The organism is Mycolicibacterium lacusdiani, from assembly GCF_021916785.1.
GTDB lineage: Bacteria > Actinomycetota > Actinomycetes > Mycobacteriales > Mycobacteriaceae > Mycobacterium > Mycobacterium lacusdiani.
This window is the reverse complement of record NZ_JAKCFC010000001.1, coordinates 409,141-428,366: the sequence shown is the minus strand read 5'-3', so window position 1 is coordinate 428,366 and position 19,226 is coordinate 409,141. Positions and strand designations below refer to the sequence as shown.

The 19,226-nt window shown below is 64.7% G+C and carries 19 protein-coding genes and 1 pseudogene; 7 read left to right on the top strand and 13 right to left on the bottom strand.

Annotated elements, in window-relative coordinates; genetic code table 11:
* Positions 1-296 precede the first annotated feature (296 nt).
* From LOK44_RS02175 to LOK44_RS02155, 5 genes are all read right to left on the bottom strand, one after another.
* The gene (locus LOK44_RS02175; protein WP_237568385.1) at positions 297-692 is read right to left on the bottom strand and encodes a hypothetical protein; all 396 of its coding nucleotides are present in this window, start codon (positions 690-692) and stop codon (positions 297-299) included.
* 275 nt (positions 693-967) lie between these two features.
* On the bottom strand, positions 968-1,771 hold the full coding sequence (gene budA / locus LOK44_RS02170) for an acetolactate decarboxylase (RefSeq protein ID WP_283817710.1): 804 nt from the start codon (positions 1,769-1,771) through the stop codon (positions 968-970).
* Positions 1,772-1,781: 10 nt separating this feature from the next.
* A complete protein-coding gene (gene alsS / locus LOK44_RS02165) occupies positions 1,782-3,455 on the bottom strand; it encodes an acetolactate synthase AlsS (RefSeq protein WP_237568384.1) in 1,674 nt (557 codons plus the stop codon).
* Positions 3,456-3,685: 230 nt separating this feature from the next.
* Positions 3,686-4,600 carry a LysR family transcriptional regulator gene (locus LOK44_RS02160; protein WP_237568383.1) on the bottom strand — a complete coding sequence of 305 codons (915 nt, stop codon included), beginning with the start codon at positions 4,598-4,600 and terminating at the stop codon, positions 3,686-3,688.
* 101 nt (positions 4,601-4,701) lie between these two features.
* Complete coding sequence (locus LOK44_RS02155; protein WP_237568381.1) at positions 4,702-5,415, bottom strand: alpha/beta hydrolase; 714 nt, start codon at positions 5,413-5,415, stop codon at positions 4,702-4,704.
* A 281-nt stretch (positions 5,416-5,696) separates the two neighbouring features.
* On the opposite strand from LOK44_RS02155, the gene LOK44_RS02150 reads away from it, so the two are divergent.
* The 6 genes from LOK44_RS02150 (at position 5,697) to LOK44_RS02125 (ending at position 12,697) form a co-directional block, all read left to right on the top strand.
* Complete coding sequence (locus LOK44_RS02150) at positions 5,697-7,346, top strand: alpha-keto acid decarboxylase family protein (RefSeq protein ID WP_237568380.1); 1,650 nt, start codon at positions 5,697-5,699, stop codon at positions 7,344-7,346.
* A gap of 170 nt (positions 7,347-7,516) precedes the next feature.
* The gene (locus LOK44_RS02145) at positions 7,517-8,140 is read left to right on the top strand and encodes a UbiX family flavin prenyltransferase (protein ID WP_237568378.1); all 624 of its coding nucleotides are present in this window, start codon (positions 7,517-7,519) and stop codon (positions 8,138-8,140) included.
* Positions 8,141-8,174: 34 nt separating this feature from the next.
* On the top strand, positions 8,175-9,698 hold the full coding sequence (locus LOK44_RS02140; protein ID WP_237568377.1) for a UbiD family decarboxylase: 1,524 nt from the start codon (positions 8,175-8,177) through the stop codon (positions 9,696-9,698).
* Between the two features lie 39 nt (positions 9,699-9,737).
* Positions 9,738-10,361 carry a flavin reductase family protein gene (locus LOK44_RS02135; protein ID WP_237568375.1) on the top strand — a complete coding sequence of 208 codons (624 nt, stop codon included), beginning with the start codon at positions 9,738-9,740 and terminating at the stop codon, positions 10,359-10,361.
* Between the two features lie 90 nt (positions 10,362-10,451).
* Positions 10,452-12,188, top strand: coding sequence for a ubiquinone-dependent pyruvate dehydrogenase (gene poxB, locus LOK44_RS02130; RefSeq protein WP_237568373.1), 1,737 nt, complete (start codon positions 10,452-10,454; stop codon positions 12,186-12,188).
* A gap of 227 nt (positions 12,189-12,415) precedes the next feature.
* Entirely contained in the window at positions 12,416-12,697 is a 282-nt protein-coding gene (locus LOK44_RS02125; protein ID WP_237568369.1) for a hypothetical protein, read from the top strand.
* A 481-nt stretch (positions 12,698-13,178) separates the two neighbouring features.
* Here the strand turns inward: LOK44_RS02125 and LOK44_RS02120 are convergent, their stop codons facing one another.
* From LOK44_RS02120 to LOK44_RS02095, 6 genes are all read right to left on the bottom strand, one after another.
* On the bottom strand, positions 13,179-13,490 hold the full coding sequence (locus LOK44_RS02120) for a type II toxin-antitoxin system PemK/MazF family toxin (RefSeq protein WP_237568367.1): 312 nt from the start codon (positions 13,488-13,490) through the stop codon (positions 13,179-13,181).
* Positions 13,480-13,713, bottom strand: a complete 234-nt coding sequence (locus LOK44_RS02115) for a hypothetical protein (protein ID WP_237568366.1) — start codon at positions 13,711-13,713, stop codon at positions 13,480-13,482. The genes LOK44_RS02120 and LOK44_RS02115 overlap by 11 nt, the downstream gene beginning before the upstream one ends.
* A gap of 353 nt (positions 13,714-14,066) precedes the next feature.
* Positions 14,067-14,297, bottom strand: a complete 231-nt coding sequence (locus LOK44_RS02110; protein ID WP_237568364.1) for a hypothetical protein — start codon at positions 14,295-14,297, stop codon at positions 14,067-14,069.
* Positions 14,298-14,982: 685 nt separating this feature from the next.
* Positions 14,983-15,315, bottom strand: coding sequence for a type II toxin-antitoxin system PemK/MazF family toxin (locus LOK44_RS02105; RefSeq protein WP_308192696.1), 333 nt, complete (start codon positions 15,313-15,315; stop codon positions 14,983-14,985).
* Entirely contained in the window at positions 15,312-15,518 is a 207-nt protein-coding gene (locus LOK44_RS02100; protein WP_237568361.1) for an antitoxin MazE family protein, read from the bottom strand. The genes LOK44_RS02105 and LOK44_RS02100 overlap by 4 nt, the downstream gene beginning before the upstream one ends.
* A gap of 56 nt (positions 15,519-15,574) precedes the next feature.
* Positions 15,575-15,994 carry a hypothetical protein gene (locus LOK44_RS02095; protein WP_237568359.1) on the bottom strand — a complete coding sequence of 140 codons (420 nt, stop codon included), beginning with the start codon at positions 15,992-15,994 and terminating at the stop codon, positions 15,575-15,577.
* Positions 15,995-16,118: 124 nt separating this feature from the next.
* Here LOK44_RS02095 and LOK44_RS02090 point away from each other — a divergent pair, with 124 nt between their 5' ends.
* Positions 16,119-16,970: a helix-turn-helix domain-containing protein gene (locus tag LOK44_RS02090; RefSeq protein WP_308192695.1), complete on the top strand. Its 852-nt coding sequence runs from the start codon at positions 16,119-16,121 to the stop codon at positions 16,968-16,970.
* A 7-nt stretch (positions 16,971-16,977) separates the two neighbouring features.
* Here the strand turns inward: LOK44_RS02090 and LOK44_RS02085 are convergent.
* Both LOK44_RS02085 and LOK44_RS02080 read right to left on the bottom strand, forming a co-directional pair.
* A pseudogene (locus tag LOK44_RS02085) lies at positions 16,978-17,874 on the bottom strand (aldo/keto reductase); the annotation flags it as partial.
* 148 nt (positions 17,875-18,022) lie between these two features.
* Positions 18,023-18,931, bottom strand: coding sequence for an alpha/beta hydrolase (locus LOK44_RS02080; protein ID WP_237568356.1), 909 nt, complete (start codon positions 18,929-18,931; stop codon positions 18,023-18,025).
* Positions 18,932-19,226: the final 295 nt, after the last annotated feature.

The following is a 19,226-nucleotide window of genomic DNA, read 5'->3' as shown; positions in this document are numbered from 1 at the left end:
ATATCTCGTCCGTGGTCAGTCCGTTGTCGACCCCCGCGCCGCAGATGTGCCCGCAGTTCGTCGGGTCGGTAGAGCGCGATGAGGGCACTCAGGGTGACGATGCTGCGGTCGCGAGGGCTCAGCCGATCGTTGGACCAAACCTTGTCGTAGAGAGGAGAATCGACGAGATCGGCTAGCTCTGGAGTGAATCGTCGAGCGGCGCCGCGCGGCGATTCGTTGATGTCGGGCAGGAGAAGGCTCCCTTCGTTTTGGTGTTGGTGTTCGCCTCTGCCGAGGGATTCGGCAAGCTCACCGCGTCACAGTGCATCGAGGCCTACGCGAAGCAGTGCGGTCTGCATCTGCCCGACGTCGAGGACGGTGTCGATGGGCGTGGGTTGGCCTGGCAGGCTGTAGAAGTCGATGCGAATCAACGCGCGCTGATACCGGTACATCAACGCAGTTGCCGTCTGGGTGCCGTCCGGTGTCGTTCCGGAGGTGACGAATCCCTCATCGCCTACCGCGATTGGTCTCGCCGGATCCGGCGACTTCACGGTGGACAGATGGGCGAGGGCTTTGGGTAGCTCGGTGGGTGCGGCGGCTTCGTCGGCCAGGACGACAATGGTGATACCGATGGCGTTGGTGGAGTCGTCGCTCGTCAACATGACTTCTGCACCGGGGATTCCGTCGGGGTTGAGGGTGGCGGGTTCGGGCACGGCGTAGCCGCTGTTGGGCCGTGAAAGGTCCTCTGGCTGTATGAGGAGCTTGCGGTAGTCGTGGGACTTGTCTTCCTGTGGCGGCGAGGTTTCCGGTGCCGGCTGTGTCGACGTGACGGGTGGCGCCGTGCTGGGTACGAAGCTCGACAGCGGCGAGGTGAGGGGCCGTTCTGCTGCACAACCACTGACGCCGAGAACAACCACCAGCACACTGATTGTCGAAAACCGTTGGCTCACCAGGTGTGTGAGGCGACGGGTGTAACGCTGCCCGAAGATCAGTCGCCTCCCTCTGCGTGGTGGATCTGGGCGGAGACATCTTCGCCGACGAGATCGGCCTGCAGGAAGGCCCCGGATGTCGGCAGGCGCAGGTGTAGTTCCGAGGCGGTGCTGATCGCGATGTGCCCGGCGTCCAGGGTGAAGTCGAGGACGTGACCCCCGCTGGTGCGTGCGTCGTCGAGGAAGTGCAGGTGATAGCCGGCCACCGAGATGCCCTGCTCGAATTCCGGTGTGCGGAAACCGACGAGCACACCGTTCACGTGGTCGAACGTCTTCTCGGCCTGACCGTCGCTGGCCTCGGTCAGCGGGGGATAGGGCGGTGTCTGGGCCTTGACGGTGCGGGTGTGCACGTTCGAGAGCGCACCGGTGACCCGGACCGCGTAGATCAGGTTGGGGCTCTCCACCGTCTGATCGATCAGCTCGAGAACACCGGACCGGCTGGTGGGGGCGTCGACGGTGAGGGTGATGCCGGGCGTGAAATGGGTGACCGCAGCGAACGGCGAGCGGTCGGTGCGGTTCGCCACGGTCGCGCTGCCGTCGGACCGTAGGTGGTAGCACACGCCGTCGAGGATGACCATTTCGCCGTCGAGACGGTTGAAGGTGCCCAGGCCGAAGTCGCCGTGGCGTAGCAGTTCCTCGATGGTGATGTCGCCGTCGTAGACGCCGTCGAGCAGCGCGCTCATGGTCGAGGACTGGAACACCTCGGCACTGCGCGGATCACCGGCGACCGTCGCGCCGTGGTGGGCGATGACCTTGCGCGCCCACGTGGCGAACTGGTCGAGGGTGCCATGTCGTGACGTCATGGGGTGGCCGTCACTCGAAGCTGTCGTCGTGCAGGTGCGCGGCCAGGTCGGTGTTCCTGCTGTAGTCGACGGCGACGTCGATCACCGACGGTCCGTCTTCGCCGAGAGCCTGCGCCAGCGTGGAGGTGAACTCGTCGAGTGAGTCGACCCGGTATCCGCGGGCGCCGAAGGCTGCTGCGTAGTGGGTGATGTCGTAGTCACCCAGTTGCACGCCTGACTTGCGGCCGTACTTGAGGACTTCTTGAAAGCCGACCATGTCGTAGGTGTTGTCGCGCAGGATGACGTGAGTGAGGTTGAGGCCCAATCGCGCTGCGGTTTCGAGTTCTTGGGCGGAGAACAGGAACCCGCCGTCCCCGGAGATGGACACGATGTGTGTGCCGGGACGCACCAGCGCAGCAGCCATGGCCCAGGGCAGCGCGACGCCGAGGGTCTGTTGGCCGTTGGAGAACAGCAGACGCCGGGGTTCGTAGACCCGAAAGTGTCGCGCCATGTAGATGTATACCGAGCCGACGTCGCAGGCAATGGTGGCGTCGTCGTCGAGGTGTTCACGTAGCGCCAGCACGACGGCGGTGGGATTGAGTCCCGTTGCCGTGGCGGGTATCGCGCGTTCGGTTGTGTCGATGTCGGCCAGCGCCTGACGCTGGCGAGCGATGTCGTCGACATAGGTGTCGGCGAGTGTCATTCCGGACAGCAGCCGGGTGAGTTCGACCAGTGTGTCGGCGATGTCGCCGCGTAGCTCGCTGACGGGCTGATAGTGGTTGTCGATGCCGGCGGGCAGGGAGTCGATGTGAATGACGGTGCGGGCCGGGTCGTCGTTCCACAGGCCCGGGTCGTATTCGACCGCGTCGTAGCCGATGGTGATCAGGACGTCGGCCTGGGCGACGAGGATGTCGCCGGGTTGATTGCGGAACAATCCGACGCGTCCCAGATAGTGCGATTCGAGGTCTCGGGAGATGACGCCGGCGCCCTGGAACGTCTCGACGACGGGTAGCTCGGTGGCGGACACGAGAGCGCGCACCGCTTCACAAGCCTCGGGTGCCGCGCCTCGAACGCCCACCAGGAGGACCGGGCGTTTTGCGGCCGTGATGACGTCCGCTGCCGCGCGGATCCCGGTGATGGGCGCGCCGGCCAATGCCGGTACCGGGTGTCGCGTGGTGATGGCCGCTGCAGTGGGGGCACTGAGCACATCGGCGGGGAGCACCAGCGCGGCGGCGCCTTGCGGCTCGGTAAGCGCGGCGCGGAAGGCGCCGACGGTGGCTTCGGCGGCGTTTTCGGCGTCGTTGACCTCTCCGGTGTGCTTGGTGACGGTCGTCAGGAACGCGGCGGCATCCATCGACTGGTGCGTGCGCTTGAGGCGATCTGCCCGGCCCACGGCGCCGCACAGGGCGACGACGGGGTCTTGCTCGGTGTTGGCGGTGAGCAGTCCGGTGGCCAGGTTGGTGGTGCCAGGGCCGGAGGTGACCAGCACGACACCTGGTGTGCCGGTGAGTCTGCCGATGGCACCGGCCATGAATGCCGCGTTCTGTTCGTGGCGGCACACGATCAGTTCAGGCCCCCCGTCCACCAGGGCGTCGTAGACGGCGTCGATCTTGGCACCCGGCACGCCGAACACGTAGGGCACCTCGTAGGCGGTGAGCACGTCGACGATGCGCTGGGCGCTGCGGGTGGAGCGGTCGCTGGTCATGTGTCGTCCTTCGTCGTGTGAAGTCGAGTTGCGGGGCATCCGGGACTACTTGGCGTTCGGCACGCGCTGCTCGCCCAGAGATGTTCTAGGAGTCGACTGCAGCCTCGCGTGGACGGTGCCGATGCGTCCAATTGGTTCTTCGAGGCGACTCCATAGGCGAGGCCTATGCGTCCGAATCCGTTGTGATGCTGCGGGACCGGAGTCGCCGCGCCTCGGCGGCCAGCCGGGATTCACGTACACACGTGGCCTGCAGTCTCTTCCACTTTCACCCTGGTGTTCCATAGCGCGAGGAACGCACGCAAGGGCGCTGACGCGGGAATGTCGTTGCGCCAGATGAGCATCTTCTCGAAGTCGATCTGCGGGGTGATCTGCCGGATGGTGAGGCCGCAACCAATGAGGGCCGGATCGCAGCGGGAGCTGAGCGCCACTCCGAGCCCTTGCTGGGCGAAGGAGACCTGCAGGCGTACGTCGTTGGCCGCACAGTTGACCAGGACTTCGGTATCGGACGCTGCCGCGACCCGGTCGATACTGGCCCGCAACGCGCTGGTGCGCGGGTAGGTGATGATCGGATGGCGGGCCAGCTCACTGAGTTCGAGCGGGTCACCGTCGCCGAGCGGGAATGCACAGGGGTCGAACACCGCGACGATCTCGTCCACGAACAGCGGCGAGGTGGTGATCGAGGCCGGCAACGCATCGACGGGCCGGGCGATCACGGCTGCGTGCAGCTGGTTCTGCAGCACCATGTCCAGCAGTGGCTTGCTGGTGGCCTCGGAGACGACGATGTCGATGCCGGGATACTCCTTCCGAAGCGCGCCGAGCAACATCGGAGTCGTGGTGTGTTCCACCCCTCCTCCCGTCCCGATCCGGAACTCGCCGCGCAGCAAACCGGCGCGTGCGGAGAACTCCGCCTTGGCGTCGTTGGCGGCCTGAATGCACAACCGTGCATAGGGCAGCAGCACCTGACCGGCGTCGGTGAGCGCCGTGGTGCGCTGAGTCCGGTCGAACAGGGCCTCGCCGAGTTCGCGCTCGAGCCCCTGTATTTGCGCGCTGATCGAGGGTTGGGTGATGAAGCACTTCTGGGCGGCCCGGGTGAACGAGCCTTCGTCGGCCACCGCGACGAAGTACTCCAGGGTCCTCAGCTCCATGAACCGACACGATGCCCGATGATCATGACGAGTGGCTACTCATACGGCGAAGATTCCTGCTAGCAGGGGGACCGCGATGTTTCTGGAGGTTTGCCGACGCGTCAGCCGAGGGCTCTCAAGATTTCCCGGATCGTGTCGACGACCACGGCAGGCTGAGACAGCATCACCAGATTCGAGGAGTCGACTTCGCGGATCGCGGCACCGGCACGCTCGTATCCGAAGTGCTGAACCTGCGGGAGGATGCCGCGATCGGCGGTGCACAGGACCGCCCAGGTCGGGCGAGTCCGCCAAGCCGCCGTCGTGGCCGGCTCGGCGAACGCAGTGGCGGCCACGGGCCGCTGTGACACGGCGAGCACCGACGCAACCAGGGGATCGACGTCGGCGGCCAGCACCGAGGCGAACTCCGAGGGGTCCACCGACACGTCGATTCCGGCGACGGAGTGCTCCGTGGCCGGGAACGGCGTCTGAATCAGTGCATCGGGAAGGTCTGAGTCAGGGAACTGGCCTTGAAGCTGCGCGACGCTTTCACCCTCGGCCAACGCGTATCCGGCGAGGTAAAGCAGCGCCGCGACGTTGGATGCGGTGCCGGCTTCGGTGATGACCGCTCCACCATAGGAATGGCCGACCAACAGCACCGACCCCGCGATCGTCTCCACGAAGGCACGAACCAACGCAGCGTCTCCGATCAGGCTGCGGTTCGGGACGGCGACGGCAACTACCGGGATGCCAGAGTCCAGAAGTCCCTTCGTGACCGGCTGATAGGAAGAGGCATCGGTGAAGGCTCCATGCACGAGAACCACGGTCGGGGTGGGCATCACGGACACGCTCCGATGAACGACGGATGAACGCTCACAGCGTGACGGGCCAAACCGTCAGCGTCCAATCGTGTTTGGCGATGCGGTCATAGGCACAGCCAATCCAGATGCCCATCGGCGTAGCCGATGGGTGCCCGTGACGATTCCTATTGGACGTCGAGCTGGTTGAGCCGTGAAGCTTCGATGAACCCAGGGGCCGGCGCCGCTCGGTGGTCCGCAGGCAGCCAAGCCCGCGCCGCGTTCGAGAGAGCTCGATCGTCGACGAGAGAAGGAAGGGTCAGATGAGCGTCACCGTGATCGAGTATGTTCTCGGCAGGCTGCACGACGTCGGTGTCAACGACATCTTCGGAGTGCCAGGGGACTACGCGTTCCGTCTGCACGACGCCATCGTCGCGCAGCCCGACATCAACTGGATCGGCTGCTGCAACGAACTCAACGCCGGCTATGCCGCCGACGGGTACGCCCGCGTCCACGGCGTGGGCGCAGTCACCACCACCTACGGAGTAGGGGAGCTCAGCGCCATCTGCGCGGTCGCCGGTTCCTACGCCGAGAACCTGCCGGTCTTCCACCTCGTCGGTATGCCCACCCTGGCCACCCAAGCCAATCGGTCACTGGTGCATCACACCTTGGGCAACGGAGAGTTCGACCTGTTCCGGTCCATGGCCGACACCGTCGTGGGCGCCAGCGCGATCATCACCCCGGCCAACGCCGTTGCCGAGACCGAGCGTCTGATCGCCGAAGCCCTCTACAACCGGCGACCCGTGTACATGGCACTGCCCTCCGACGTCGTCGACAAGCCAATCGTCGCGCAATCGGACCCCTTGCCCGTGCCTGCCAGCGATTCGACGGCACTGGCGGCCGCGACAGACGCGGTGGTCGGTGCGTTGGAGGCAGCGTCGACGGCGTGCGTCCTGCCCGGCATCCTCCTGGACAGGTTGGGTCTGCGGGACACGGCTCGGCAGTTCATCGAGGCGGCGGATCTTCCGTTCGCGACCATGTTCGCCGACAAGTCCGTTCTCGAAGAAGAACACCCAAACTACATCGGCATGTACGACGGCAACCTCATGGACCCCGCCGTTCGCGAGTTCGTCGAAACACGCGACGTCGTCGTAGCGTTCGGCACGATGGCGACCGACTTCAACACCGGCGCCTTCACCTCCAACCTCGACGCCGACAAGATCGTCAAGATCGATCTGCACAGCACGCGCGTGGGGTCGACCGTCTACCAGGGTGTCGAGATGGCCGACCTTCTCCGCGGGCTCGCCGGGCGGTCGTGGAGCACCCGTCAGCGTGGTGGTCCCCGGCCAGAGCAACTGGGCCCCGTATCCGGGTCCGGTGCCGACCCGATCACCGCGGAAGCGCTGTACCCGCGATGGGCTGACTTCTTGCGGCCCGACGACATCGTCATCGCCGAAACCGGCACCGTGTCCATGGGTTTGGCGTTCGCGCGGCTCCCACGAGGCGCACGGTTCCACAACCAGACCCTGTGGGGCGCCATCGGATGGGCCACCCCGGCAGCACTGGGGGCAGCCGTCGCCGCGCCGAACCGGCGGCTCGTCTTGTTCACCGGGGAAGGCTCCCACCAACTGACGGCACAAGAAATCGGCCAGTTCCACCGCCTTGGCTTGAAGCCGATCATCATCGTGCTCAACAACAACGGATACCTCATCGAGCGGATGCTGTGCACCGACCCCGACATCGCCTACAACGACGTCGCGCCGTGGAACTACACCGAACTCCCGCACGCACTGGGATGCGACGACTGGTTCACCCCGCGGGTGAGTACGTGCGCCGAACTCGACGCCGCGCTCGCGACCGCCGCCGAGGGCACCCGCGCCGCCTACATCGAGGTGATGACGGGAACCTACGAGGTGCCCCCACTCGTCCAGAAACTGCACGAGAACGTCAAGACGCTCTACAACACGGGCTAGCGAGAGGCGTCTCGATGGGAAGCCGCGGGACCGTGGTTCCGTGATCTCCGACGTTGCCGTCATTACCGCTAGCCGGAAGGGGCAACTGCCGCCACCGGGCTGTCGACCATTACGCGATCGGAGTTGACTCGAGTCACGACATTCGGCCGGCACAACAGAAGGGGATCGACATGACCACCCGCGTCATCGTAGGAATAACCGGGGCCAGCGGCACGGCGTACGGCGTGCGCCTCCTGGACGTGTTACGTGAAGAGCCGGACGTCGAGACGCATCTGGTGATGTCCCAATCTGCGCGTAGGACATTGCATTTCGAACTCGACATGACGGCCCGCGATATCGAAGCACGCGCCGACGTCGTGCACAAGCCCAACGACATCGGCGCCTCGATCGCGTCGGGATCGTTTCGTGCTCACGCCATGGTCGTCGCCCCCTGTTCGATGAAGACCGCAGCCGGCATCGCGACCTCCTACTCCGACAATCTGCTGCTGCGCGCCGCCGACGTCATGCTCAAGGAACGACGCCGACTGGTTCTGTTGGTTCGCGAAACGCCGCTGCACCTCGGACACCTACGCATCCTCACCCAGCTCGCCGAGATCGGCGCGATCATCATGCCCGCGGCACCGGCCTTCTATCAGCGACCCGAGACGATCGACGACCTGATCGACCAAACCGTGAACCGCGTCTTGGACCTGGCCGACGTCGAACTGCGCCGAGACCTCTTTCCCCGCTGGACCGGCGGACAACCGGCACCCGATGCGCACCATTCGCCCGAACTCGTCCGCCCCGTCCACTGACCGCCGACATCGATCCCCGAGGAGCGCACACCACATGTCCGCACGCATCGACCGCAACGAAATTCCCCGAAGCTACCGCGAGTACCTGGCCCTGATGAAGGACATGGGCGAACTCGTCGAGATCGACGACGAAGTCGACTGGAACCTCGAAATGGGCGCGATCTTCCGCCACGCGGCCGAAACATGCGCGCCAATACCCGTTTTCAACAACGTCAAGGATGCTGCGCCCGGATTTCGCGCCGCCGACTGGGGCATGGGCAAGAGTGGTCACCCCACCCAACCATGGCGCCGACTCTCCGCCATGCTCGGACTGCCCCCCGAGACACCCCTGATGGAGATCCAAGCCGCCTACATCGCGGCCAAGGAGAACGGTCGCTCCTACCCGCCCAACGTGGTCGACGCCTCCCAGGCGCCGTGCAAGCAGAACAAGTGGACCGGCGATCAGATCGACCTCAACAAGATTCCTGCGCCACTGGCCCACGACGGCGACGGCGGCCGGTACCTGCAGACCGCGGGCCTCAACATCGCCCAGACGCCGGACGGAAAATGGACCAACTGGTCCACCAACCGCGCGATGATCCTCGACGCCCAGACCATGACGGGCCAATGGTGGCCCAAGCAGCACAACGGCATGATCTGGAAGATGTGGCGCGACGAGGGCAAGGACATGCCGTGGGCGTGCGCACTCGGCGTGAGCCCGGTCGCCTCGACCCAGGCCGCCTCCCGCATCCCGGCGTGGGTCGACGAATACGACATGGCCAGCGCACTTCTCGGCGCACCGCTCGACATGGTGAAGTGCGAGACAAACGACATACTCGTCCCCGCAGACGCCGAGATCGTGATCGAGGGAGTGATCGAATACGGCACCCAGGAACCCGAGGGACCATTTGGCGAATACCCCGGCTACCTACCCGACGAGACCACGATCTTCCCCCGGCAGAAGGTCACCTGCGTGACGTTCCGCGACCAGCCGATACTGCCGATGTCGATCCCCGGAGTGCCGATCGACAACTGTCACGTCACCATGGGGTTCTTCATCTCGTCAGACTCCGTGGTCACCCTGCAGAAGGCCGGTCTGCCCATCATCGACGGCATGTATCTGTTCGAGGCCGCCATCCTGTGGTTCGTGGTTCGCGTCCCGAAAGATTGGCACGACCGCACCGGTTGGACGCTCGACGACTTCATGAACCGCCTGGGCAACACCTTCTGGACCGACCACGTCGGCGACACCGTCACCAAGATCCTCGTGGTCGACGAAGACATCGACCCTTCCGACGTGAAACAGGTCGTGTGGGCGTTCGCCTCGCGCAACCACCCCACGTTCACCACCTACCTGTTCCCGGAACTGCGCGCCTTCGGCGACGGCATCGAGTCCTACCACACCACCCGCGAACTCTCCGAGGACAAGGGGACCTCGCTGGTCATCTACGCCTGCCTGGAGAACGCCGACCGGGTCGGGCGGCCCGAGAAGCGGGTGATGTCCTTCGACGAAAACTATCCGGCACCCGTCAAGCAGAAGGTGCTCGACAACTGGGATCGCTGGGGGTTCACCTCATGAGCGCCGCCACACCGCCTCCGGCAGTAGGTGCGATCTGAGATGGCCGGGAGCGACGCCCACTTCTATCGGCCGGCCGAGGGCACCGGACTGCCGCACGACCCGTTCAACGCCATCGTCGGACCGCGACCGATCGGATGGATCTCCAGCGCGGATCGCCACGGGGCACGAAACCTGGCCCCCTACAGCTTCTTCAATGGATTCAACTATCACCCGCCGATCATCGGGTTCTCCTCGATCGGGTGGAAGGACACGGTCGCCAACATCGACGCCACCGGCGAGTTCGTGTGGAACCTTGCCACCCGGTCGTTGGCGACGCAGATGAACGAGACCGCTGCGTCCTTGCCGGCAGAACGAGACGAGTTCGATGACGCCGGCCTGACCCCGGTGCCGTCGACGGTCGTCTCGACGCCGCGCGTCCTGGAGAGCCCGGTCAACTTCGAATGCAAACTGACGCAGATCGCCCAACTTCAACGGGCCGACGGCACGGCCGTGGCCACCTGGCTCGTGCTGGGCGAAGTGGTCGCCGTCCACATCGACCGTGCCCTGCTGACAGACGGTGTCTACGACACCGCCAGATCCCACCCCATCCTGCGCGCCGGGGGACCAGCGAGCTATGCCGAGATCAGCCCCGGCGCCATGTTCGAGATGATTCGACCATCCTGACCGGAGCACCCCGACTGACGTAAGTTCATCCGAGCGCGCTGATCCGCGCTGAACGCGGTTCGCCGCGCCGAAACATCAAGGGAGACCACCATGGCGACGATCGCCACTCAACTCATCTCGGCGTTGGCGCGCAGCGGCGTCCAACGCGTCTACGGACTGCCCGGCGACAGCCTCAACGGGTTCACCGACGCCATCCGACGGTCCGGCGTCGTCACGTGGGAGCACGTCAGGCACGAGGAGACCGCCGCCTTCGCCGCGGCTGCCGACGCCGCACTGACCGGCCGGTTGGCCGTCTGCGCGGGCAGTTGCGGACCGGGCAACCTGCACCTCGTCAACGGATTGTTCGACGCCCAGCGCAGCAGGGTGCCGGTACTGGCCATCGCCGCGCACATTCCGCGGAACGAAATCGGCTCCGAGTACTTCCAGGAGACCCACCCGCAGGAACTCTTCCGGGAGTGCAGCGTGTACTGCGAGTTGGTCAGCACTCCCGAGATGGCCCCGCGCATCTTCGAGATGGCGATGCGGGCCGCCGTCGAGGAGAACGGCGTGGCTGTCGTCGTCGTGCCCGGCGAGATCTTCCTCGCGCCCGGTAGCGAAACCGGTTGGCTCGCAAAGTCCATTGAGGCGACCCGTTCGGTGATCCGACCCGACGAGGTCTCGCTGCGGCAGGCCGCTCAAATCCTCAACGACGGGGAGCGCGTCACGATCCTCGGCGGCGCAGGAGTGCAGGGCGCGCACGACGAACTCGTCCGGCTCGCGGGAACGCTCAACGCGCCGGTCGTGCACGCACTGCGCGGCAAGGAGTTCATCGAGTACGACAATCCGTACGACGTGGGCATGACGGGATTGCTCGGCTTCGCCTCGGGATACAAGGCCATCAAGGAGGCCGACACACTGCTGATGCTCGGCACGGACTTTCCCTATCAGCAATTCTATCCGAAGGACGCGCGGATCGTGCAGGTCGACGTCCGAGGGCGAAACCTGGGCCGTCGCACGCCGATCGACCTCGGCCTGGTCGGCACCGTCGCCGACACGTGTGACGCGCTGCAGCCGCTTCTGGTCCAGAAGCAGGACCGCACGCACCTCGACCGGTCGCTGCGGCACTACGTCAAGACGCGCAAGTCGCTCGACGGACTGGCCGTCAACGATCGCGACAAGACGCCGATCCGACCGGAGTACGTTGCGGGACTTGCCAATGAGTTGGCGACCGATGACGCGGTGTTCACCGTCGACGTCGGCTCGCCCGTCGTGTGGGCGGCGCGTTACCTGAAGATGAACGGCAAGCGACGGCTCGTGGGCTCGTTCAATCACGGCACCATGGCGTGCGCGCTGCCCCACGCGATCGGCGCTCAGACCGCGTTTCCGGATCGTCAGGTGATTGCCCTCGCCGGCGACGGCGGTCTCGCCATGGCGTTCGGCGAACTCATCACGCTCATCCAGAACCGTCTGCCGGTCAAGGTGATCGTGTTCAACAACTCGTCGTTGAACTTCGTTGAGCTGGAGATGAAGGCAGCGGGCATCGTGAACTTCGGCACGGACCTCACCAACCCCGACTTCGCCGCCGTGGGCCGGGCGCTGGGGGCGTTCGGCAGGCGCGTCGAGCATCCCGGCGAATTGAAGGAGGCGCTGAGCGAGGCCTTCGCCCACGACGGGCCCGCCATCGTCGACGTGGTCACTGCCCGCCAGGAGATGTCAGTTCCACCGGCCATCAGCGCCGAACAGGCGAAAGGCTTCTCGCTGTACGCGATAAGGACGATCATGGCGGGCCGGGCCGACGAGCTGCTCGACTTGGTCACCACGAACGTTGCCCGGCGAATTCTGGATTGACCCGCCCTGAGTAGATCGTCGGATTTCGTGATCACTGACGATATCCGCCGGAACTCTCGAACGCTGATGTAATGACGGCACTTTCGTGGATGACAGCATCACAGTGACGAATCGTGTGCAGCTGTCTGGACCGCCAGCAAGCCTGCGCATCCCGACTTCATCGCTTGTCACGGGACAAGCTCAGCTATCGTGCAGGCAACCATGTTCATAGCAAAGGGGGAGGGCGAATGCGCATCTTGACGACGGGCCAGCTCAAGGCAATCGGACTGGCGGCTGCCGTATCCGGATCGTTCGGGATCGTGGCGCTGGCTGGAACCGTACCGGCGAGCGCTGCCACGGACGACCCGGGATGCGAAGCATTCGGTTGGCGGCATCCCATGTGTGCTGGCGGCGCCTGGGCCAACGATGAGACGGCGTCCGAGGAGTGGGGCCCTGCGAACATTCCGAACCCCGTGACGCCGGGTGGCGACATGTCCATGACATTCCCGGGTTCGCCGAATACGCCCTAGATTCTGACGGTGCTGGCGCGACAGGCGTTCGAATGACACTGCTGGACAGCCTCTTCGAAGCTCCCGTCGCGAACCTGTCAAAACGTCACTGTGACGTATTGACAGGTGAGGGTACGGTCGCGTCTGAGTCTTGACGGGCCCGAGACAGTGAGCGTGCAAGCGATCAGTCGTCAGCCGACACGTGCCAGTACGGGCGAAATCACGCACGCGCCGAAGCGCGGCGCCGGCGCCACCCGGCGACCGATGGATGAAGGCTCGGCGGGATGTAGACGTCGACTTCGGTGACACGGCCGCAGCAAGTGTGGAACGGCCATCAGCTGCAGCGATAGCGCATTGCGCAAGCCTTCGGGTCTCGCGACCGTTCGCCGCACGTCAGGTTCGTACCGATAAGCCACATTATGTCAATTTGAGGTCATCGTAATGCACCGCCTGCCAACTGCTTTCGCCGCCTCCGGTTGTGGCGATGATGGTGCCACAGCGCTCATAGATCGAGCACGACACGCAGGGCCGCATCAACGCGTCGCAATTCGTCGAAGCTTAGGAACCCGACGCTGTTGCCGAGCCGGCCCGGGTCGACGGCTGCGGTCTGCTCAGCAAGCACTCGGGTCTTCACGCCGCCGACTTCGACCTCGGGTCGAAAGCTGGCAGCACGAGCCGACGTGGATGTCGGCGCAACCAGCCAGGTCGACAGCGGCAGTTGATCTGATTGAATGACTACGGCATATCGGGAACCGGACTGCTCATGACCGCGACTCCCCCTCGCGGCGTGCAACCGAAAGACCTCACCACGCACGCAGCGTCTCCATGTCGCGCAACACCTGCATGGCCTCAGCGCGGTCAGTCTCGTCTTCGGCGAGCCGTTCCGCCTCGGCACGAATCGCCGCGCCAGCCTTCCGTCGTGCGGCATCGATAAGAGCCGACCGAACGGCCGCCGACACAGCCGTACCGTCTTTGGTCAAAACTTCCAGCGCCTTCGATGTGTCTTCGTCGGGCCGGAAGGTAATCGTGTCAGCCATAGCTACAGTGTACGACGTTTTGTAAGACAGTCACCGGTCTGTAGTTGCGGCAAATCCCGGCAGCGGCGTCCGCCGACGTCCGAGCATGGCCCTCCAGCGAACAGAACACGGGCATTCGGATCGTCTCGGGTATCTCTCATGACACGTCGCCACCACGAAAACCGGGGGTCCAGTCTTCCCGGCACGCGCGCCTCGATGCTCGATCCACGTAGGAATACGACGGAACCAAATATGGCGAGTTACCAGTAAACGTCGCCGTGTCATATTGTCTACTAATCGTTTTCGTCCAATGCGGTGACCACGCAGCGCTCAGAGATCGAGGAGCTACGCACACCGTGCGTAGCCGGCGCTGGTCACCACTGCTTGAAACTCTGAGCCGAGACGAAGAACCCGTGCTCGGCGCGGGCGCAAGTGACGCCGTCAGCCCGTGAAACACACCCGGTGCCCGCGGCGGTGAGGCTGCGTCCGTAGTCGAGCACCTTCTGATCGGCAGACGCGTTGAAGAGTCCCTGGTTGAAGCACGACGGCGTGATTATCTCGCCCTGGTCGACGTAGTAACCCTTGGAGAGCTCGTCGCGTGACATGCTGCCGTAATCGCAGTCCGCCCCCGGCGGTATCGCGGTCGTCTATGAATACCTGACAGCCCGTCATGCCGGGGGCCAGGCCGCAGGCGATGTTCCGGCTCGGCGTGAAGAAGTACACGCCGGCATCCGACACTGTGTAGTCGGCGGGATCCCCCGCCCTCTCCTCATCCTCGGCAGACGGGGTGGGGCCACCCGGTTTTGCCGTCGCCGTCTCGCCGCTAGAGGGCTGGGGCTCGACAGTGGTCGGAGTAGCTCCGCCGTGAGCTCCGCAGGCGGCAACCGCGGTGACAACGGCGATCAGGACGATCAGTCGCGCGAACTCCATACCCGGGTCCTGCACCAAACCGGCCGGAAATCACACACCCCAACAAGAACAGACCGATCAATTACCAAAGGTGAAAATTCACGCTAGGCGTCGTCGCCTCAAGTCACCGGCCCGCAGGGTGTGGGCGACCGTCTCGCTTCGATCGGCGGCGCGCTCGTGGCGCGGTACCGATGAGCCGGGCGCCACTCGCCCCGACACCTCTCCCCTGCCACATCTCGACCGATCCGCACCCCGGATCGGGAGGAATACGACCGAATCGAATATGGCGGGTTACTAGAAACCGTCGCCGTCGCCATCGGACGAATAAGGGAACCGTCCGAGTGGCCATCGCCATGGAACTGCGGATCAACAGGTTTCACTTCACCGAGCGAGGCCGAAGAATGCCATCATTGCCCGCTCGATCTCAACGAGTTGCTCGGCTGTCAGTCGGCCAACCCGGGCATGGACGTTCGGCCTTCTGACCGTCGTGAGCTTGTCGATCATCACGTCGCTATCGTGGTCGAGACCAGAGATACGCCCATCTCCGCCGCCAATGCGAATGCGCATCAACGGAGCGTCCAACAGCGTGCTTGTCATTGGAGCTACGGCGACCGAACTCGTGACGTCGAAGAGGTCATCCTGAACGATTACCGTCGGGCGCGGCTTCGCAGAGGAAACGCCTCCGGCCACGGTCCAGATCTCCCCTCGAATCACTCCTCGTCCCACCGTTCCGAGATCGCCTCGACGAAGGCTTGGTCGTCGCTGTTGTCTTCCGCGCTCGCGACCAGTGAGGCCTGCCTGTGCGCCTCGGCCGCGAAGGTCGCGGTCCGCACGTCGGGCACCCAGACTTGCAGCGGCCGGAGGCCACGCTCACGCATCCGTCGTCGGTACTCGCCGACCCTTTCCCTCACCGTCATGAAGCCATGTTGCATGTAACGCTGAGTTGACACTGCTGGATCGTCAGTACGGTCGATCACGCGGGAGTCAACGTGAACCGCGTCTCGCCCACCGGGCCGCTGGTACCGCAGGGATTCGGGCCGTTGAGCGTGAAGAGCCCGTTCGTACCGTCGAGGTTGAACGTAGAGCGGGTGATCACGTCGACCGGACGCCCGTCGGGGCAGAACGCGCCACCGGGATTGAACTGGTCGAGCACGTACTGGTTGCCCTGAATGTGCGCCCGACCCTGGTCGGTGTACGACGTGAGGTTGAAGAGCGAGATGCAGCCGGGGCCGCAACTCGTCACCCGTATCAGGTTGTCGGTGACGACCCCGTTGGCCATGATGCTGCGGTAGTGGTAGTTGCCTGGAGCGAGATCGGCGTTGGCGGGTGCCGCCAGGCCGAGGCTGACGGCGGCGCAGCCCGTTGCGATCACACCGATGATCATGTTTCTCATGGCGTCGAGTGAATACCGTCCAGGCGCCTACCAATCACGATTTCGCAAACCGACCCGCCTCGATCAGTGAGCGCGGGGCGGACGAAGAAGCCACTGAGCAGGGTGCGGTCTTGCAGCTGGAGCAATGTCCGTCGATCATTGGGCCATGGCGAATCGATCGACGGAACTCTCCTCGTTCTTGCGAGCGAGGCGTGAAGCGGTGATGCCCCAGGCCGTCGGGCTAGTACCTGGCGACGGTCGGCGGGTTCGCGGCCTCCGTCGAGAAGAGTTGGCTCTCCTTGCCGGATTGAGCACCGACTACTACCGACGGCTCGAACAGGGGCGTGAGCAACGGCCGTCGCTACAAGTGCTTCGTGCGCTCGCAGGCGCGCTGCGACTCGATGCGCACGCGACTGCCTACCTCATCTCGATTGTCCATCCCCTCCCCCTCGCGATGCCGGCTCACGCGACCACGGTCTCGGCGGGAGTCCGGCTTCTCCTCGATTCCGGCTTGCGCGTGCCGGCATTCGTCGTCGATCTTGGTCTGAACATCCTCGGAATCAATGCGGCTGGTCGTGCGATGTACAGCGGGTTCGGCGACACCGACAACCTCGCCCGCATGGTGTTTCTCGACCCTGCCGCCAGAGATTTCTACGCGGATTGGCAGCACGTGGCCACTCAGGTCGTCGGCAACCTCCGTTCAGGCCTGACCCGATTCCCGAATGACGACCGCGTCGCCGAGGTGGTCGATGAGATCTCCCCTCGCAGTACCGTTTTCGCCGAACTGTGGGCGACCCACGACGTACGTCCGCGCACCAGCGAGGACAAGGTGTTCCATCATCCGCGAGTCGGCGAGCTACATCTGCACTTCGAGGCGCTCGAGGTCGCGGATGCGCCCGACCAGCGGCTGTTCGTCTACTGTGCGCTCGAGAACGGGCCTATTCCCGATGCCGTCGCCCTGCTGGAATCGCTGACTCCGGTGACCGCGTCGGCGTAGCCGCGGGCTGATGGCTGGCAGCCGAGCTGAGTTCGTCGATCTGTTCCGGAGTCAACTGCACGTCGGCCGCAGCCATGTTCTCCTCCAGGTGCGTGCGTTGCGATGTGCCAGGGATGGGAAGCATCGCCGGTGAGACATGCAACAACCAGGCGATCGCCACCTGCCCCACGGTGCACTGATGCGCCCGGGCGACGTCGGCGATGGATTGATGGGCCGCGGCGAGCCCACCCTGCGCCACCGGCGCCCATGGGATGAACGCGAGCCCGTCGCGTTCGCACACCTCCAACATGTCGTTGGCGCTCCGGTCGATGACGTTGAACCGGCTTTGGACACTGACGATGTCGGCGATCTGCCGTGCCTCGTCGAGCTGTTCCACCGTGCATTGCGACATGCCGATCTCGCGGATCTTGCCCTCATCCTGGAGCGCCTTGAGTTCACCAATTTGTTCTGCCAGCGGCACTTTCGGATCCACACGGTGCAGCTGCAAGAGATCGATCTGGTCGACCTCCAAGCGGCGCATGCTCATCAGTACCTGCTGCCGCAAGTATTCGGGTCGTCCGACCGGTGGCCAAGCCGCCGGGCCGAGGCGTTTCGGTCCGGAGTCGGTGTCGATGACGTCGGGCCCGTTTCGGGTCAAGCCCGCCTTCGTCGCGATGATGACGTCATCGGGGTACGGATGCAGGGCCTCGTGCAAGATCTCTTCGGCGACGTGCGGGCCGTAGGAGTCGGCGGTGTCGATGAATTGCACGCCGAGGTCGACCGCCCGACGGGCAACGGCGATGCATTCGTCCCGGTCCTGGGGCTCACCCCAGATTCCGCGGCCGGTGAACCTCATCGAACCGAAACCCAAACGCGACAGAGTCTTTCCACCGATGCTGATCGTCTGCCGATTCACGCTTCCCATTGCCACTGCCTCCACTTCACTGCGTTTCCAATGTGTTCGACGGCGCCCTCGTGCCTCCGGGCCGACCAGCGCCACCACGACCACGTTAGGTGCCATCCAATGGGCTTGAGGGGGGCCACTACACCCCCTCTCGACCGTGCCGGCAGCGCTACATGGCCTCTCCCCGGGCTAACGCGTCGAATTCGCAGAACATTCTGGTGAAGTAATCTGGCCGCTCCTCAGCCACCCAGTGGCCGCAATCCGGGACGAGGTGATCCGTCACCGATTCGGCGACCTCTTCGCACATCGCCCGGAAATTGCTTGCGAGCGGCCCGGACGCACCTCCCGAAGCCAACACCGGGATGGTGAGCTTGCCGTGTCGTTGCAGCGCGGTGCGATTGTCGTCGGCGTCGCGGTCGAGTTCCCGGTAGACCTCGCACATCGCGCGGATGGCTCCCGGGGCTTCGAACGCGCGGGCGTAGACGTCGAGATCGTCATGGGAGATCGCATCCGGTTGGTAGGTGAGTTCGTCGAAGAAGCGGTTGACGTACCAACGTTCACGTCCATGCACGAGGTACACCGCAATGTCCGGGTTGGCATGAAAGGAGAACTGCCACGCCGACTTCTGAGCGACGCGCCATTCGTAGTAGGCAGTGCCCGGCAACGGAGCCTCCATGAAGGTGGCGCTCACGATTTCATCGCGGTACCGCAGCGCGAAACTCAGGGCCAGTGTCGACCCGAGATCGTGGCCGACGAGCGAGATGGGCTCCGCCACTCCTAGGGTCTCGCGGACGAGACTGTGAACATCACCGGCCATGGTCCACTTGTCGTACCCGTCACGGGGTTTGTCCGACGCGCCGGCGCCGCGATAATCGGGCATGATCACCCGGTAGCCGGCGGCAGCTAGCGGCATCATCACCTTGCGCCACTCGTATCGCGTTTGGGGGGCGCCGTGGAGAAGCACGACGGTCTTGGTGGGTTCAGGTGGAGTGACAACCGTATAGCCGATGCGAACCGTCTCATCCGGGTCGACCCAGGCCCGACCGTGGTGGACGTCGACATCGCGCGCTGTGGTCATGTTCCTTCGTCCTTCTGTATGCATGGCTGTCGGCGCCAGTGTCGCCCCGGCATCATGGGAAAGAGGGGGCACAAGTCGGCCCCCCGGCACGCCCGGATCACGGCTAGGGCACCCACTGATCCGACCATTCCGCACGGCGGCCAGGTCGCTGCGTTCGAAGGGCGGAGCCCTTGGTCGTCTGTGCGACCAAGGGGAGGTTATCCCCCACCAACGTCCGGGATAACCCCGGCGACATCGGTACGTCCCAGCGGCATGCTGGTGGTCGTGACACTGGTTGGCGTGGTGAGCTGCGCAA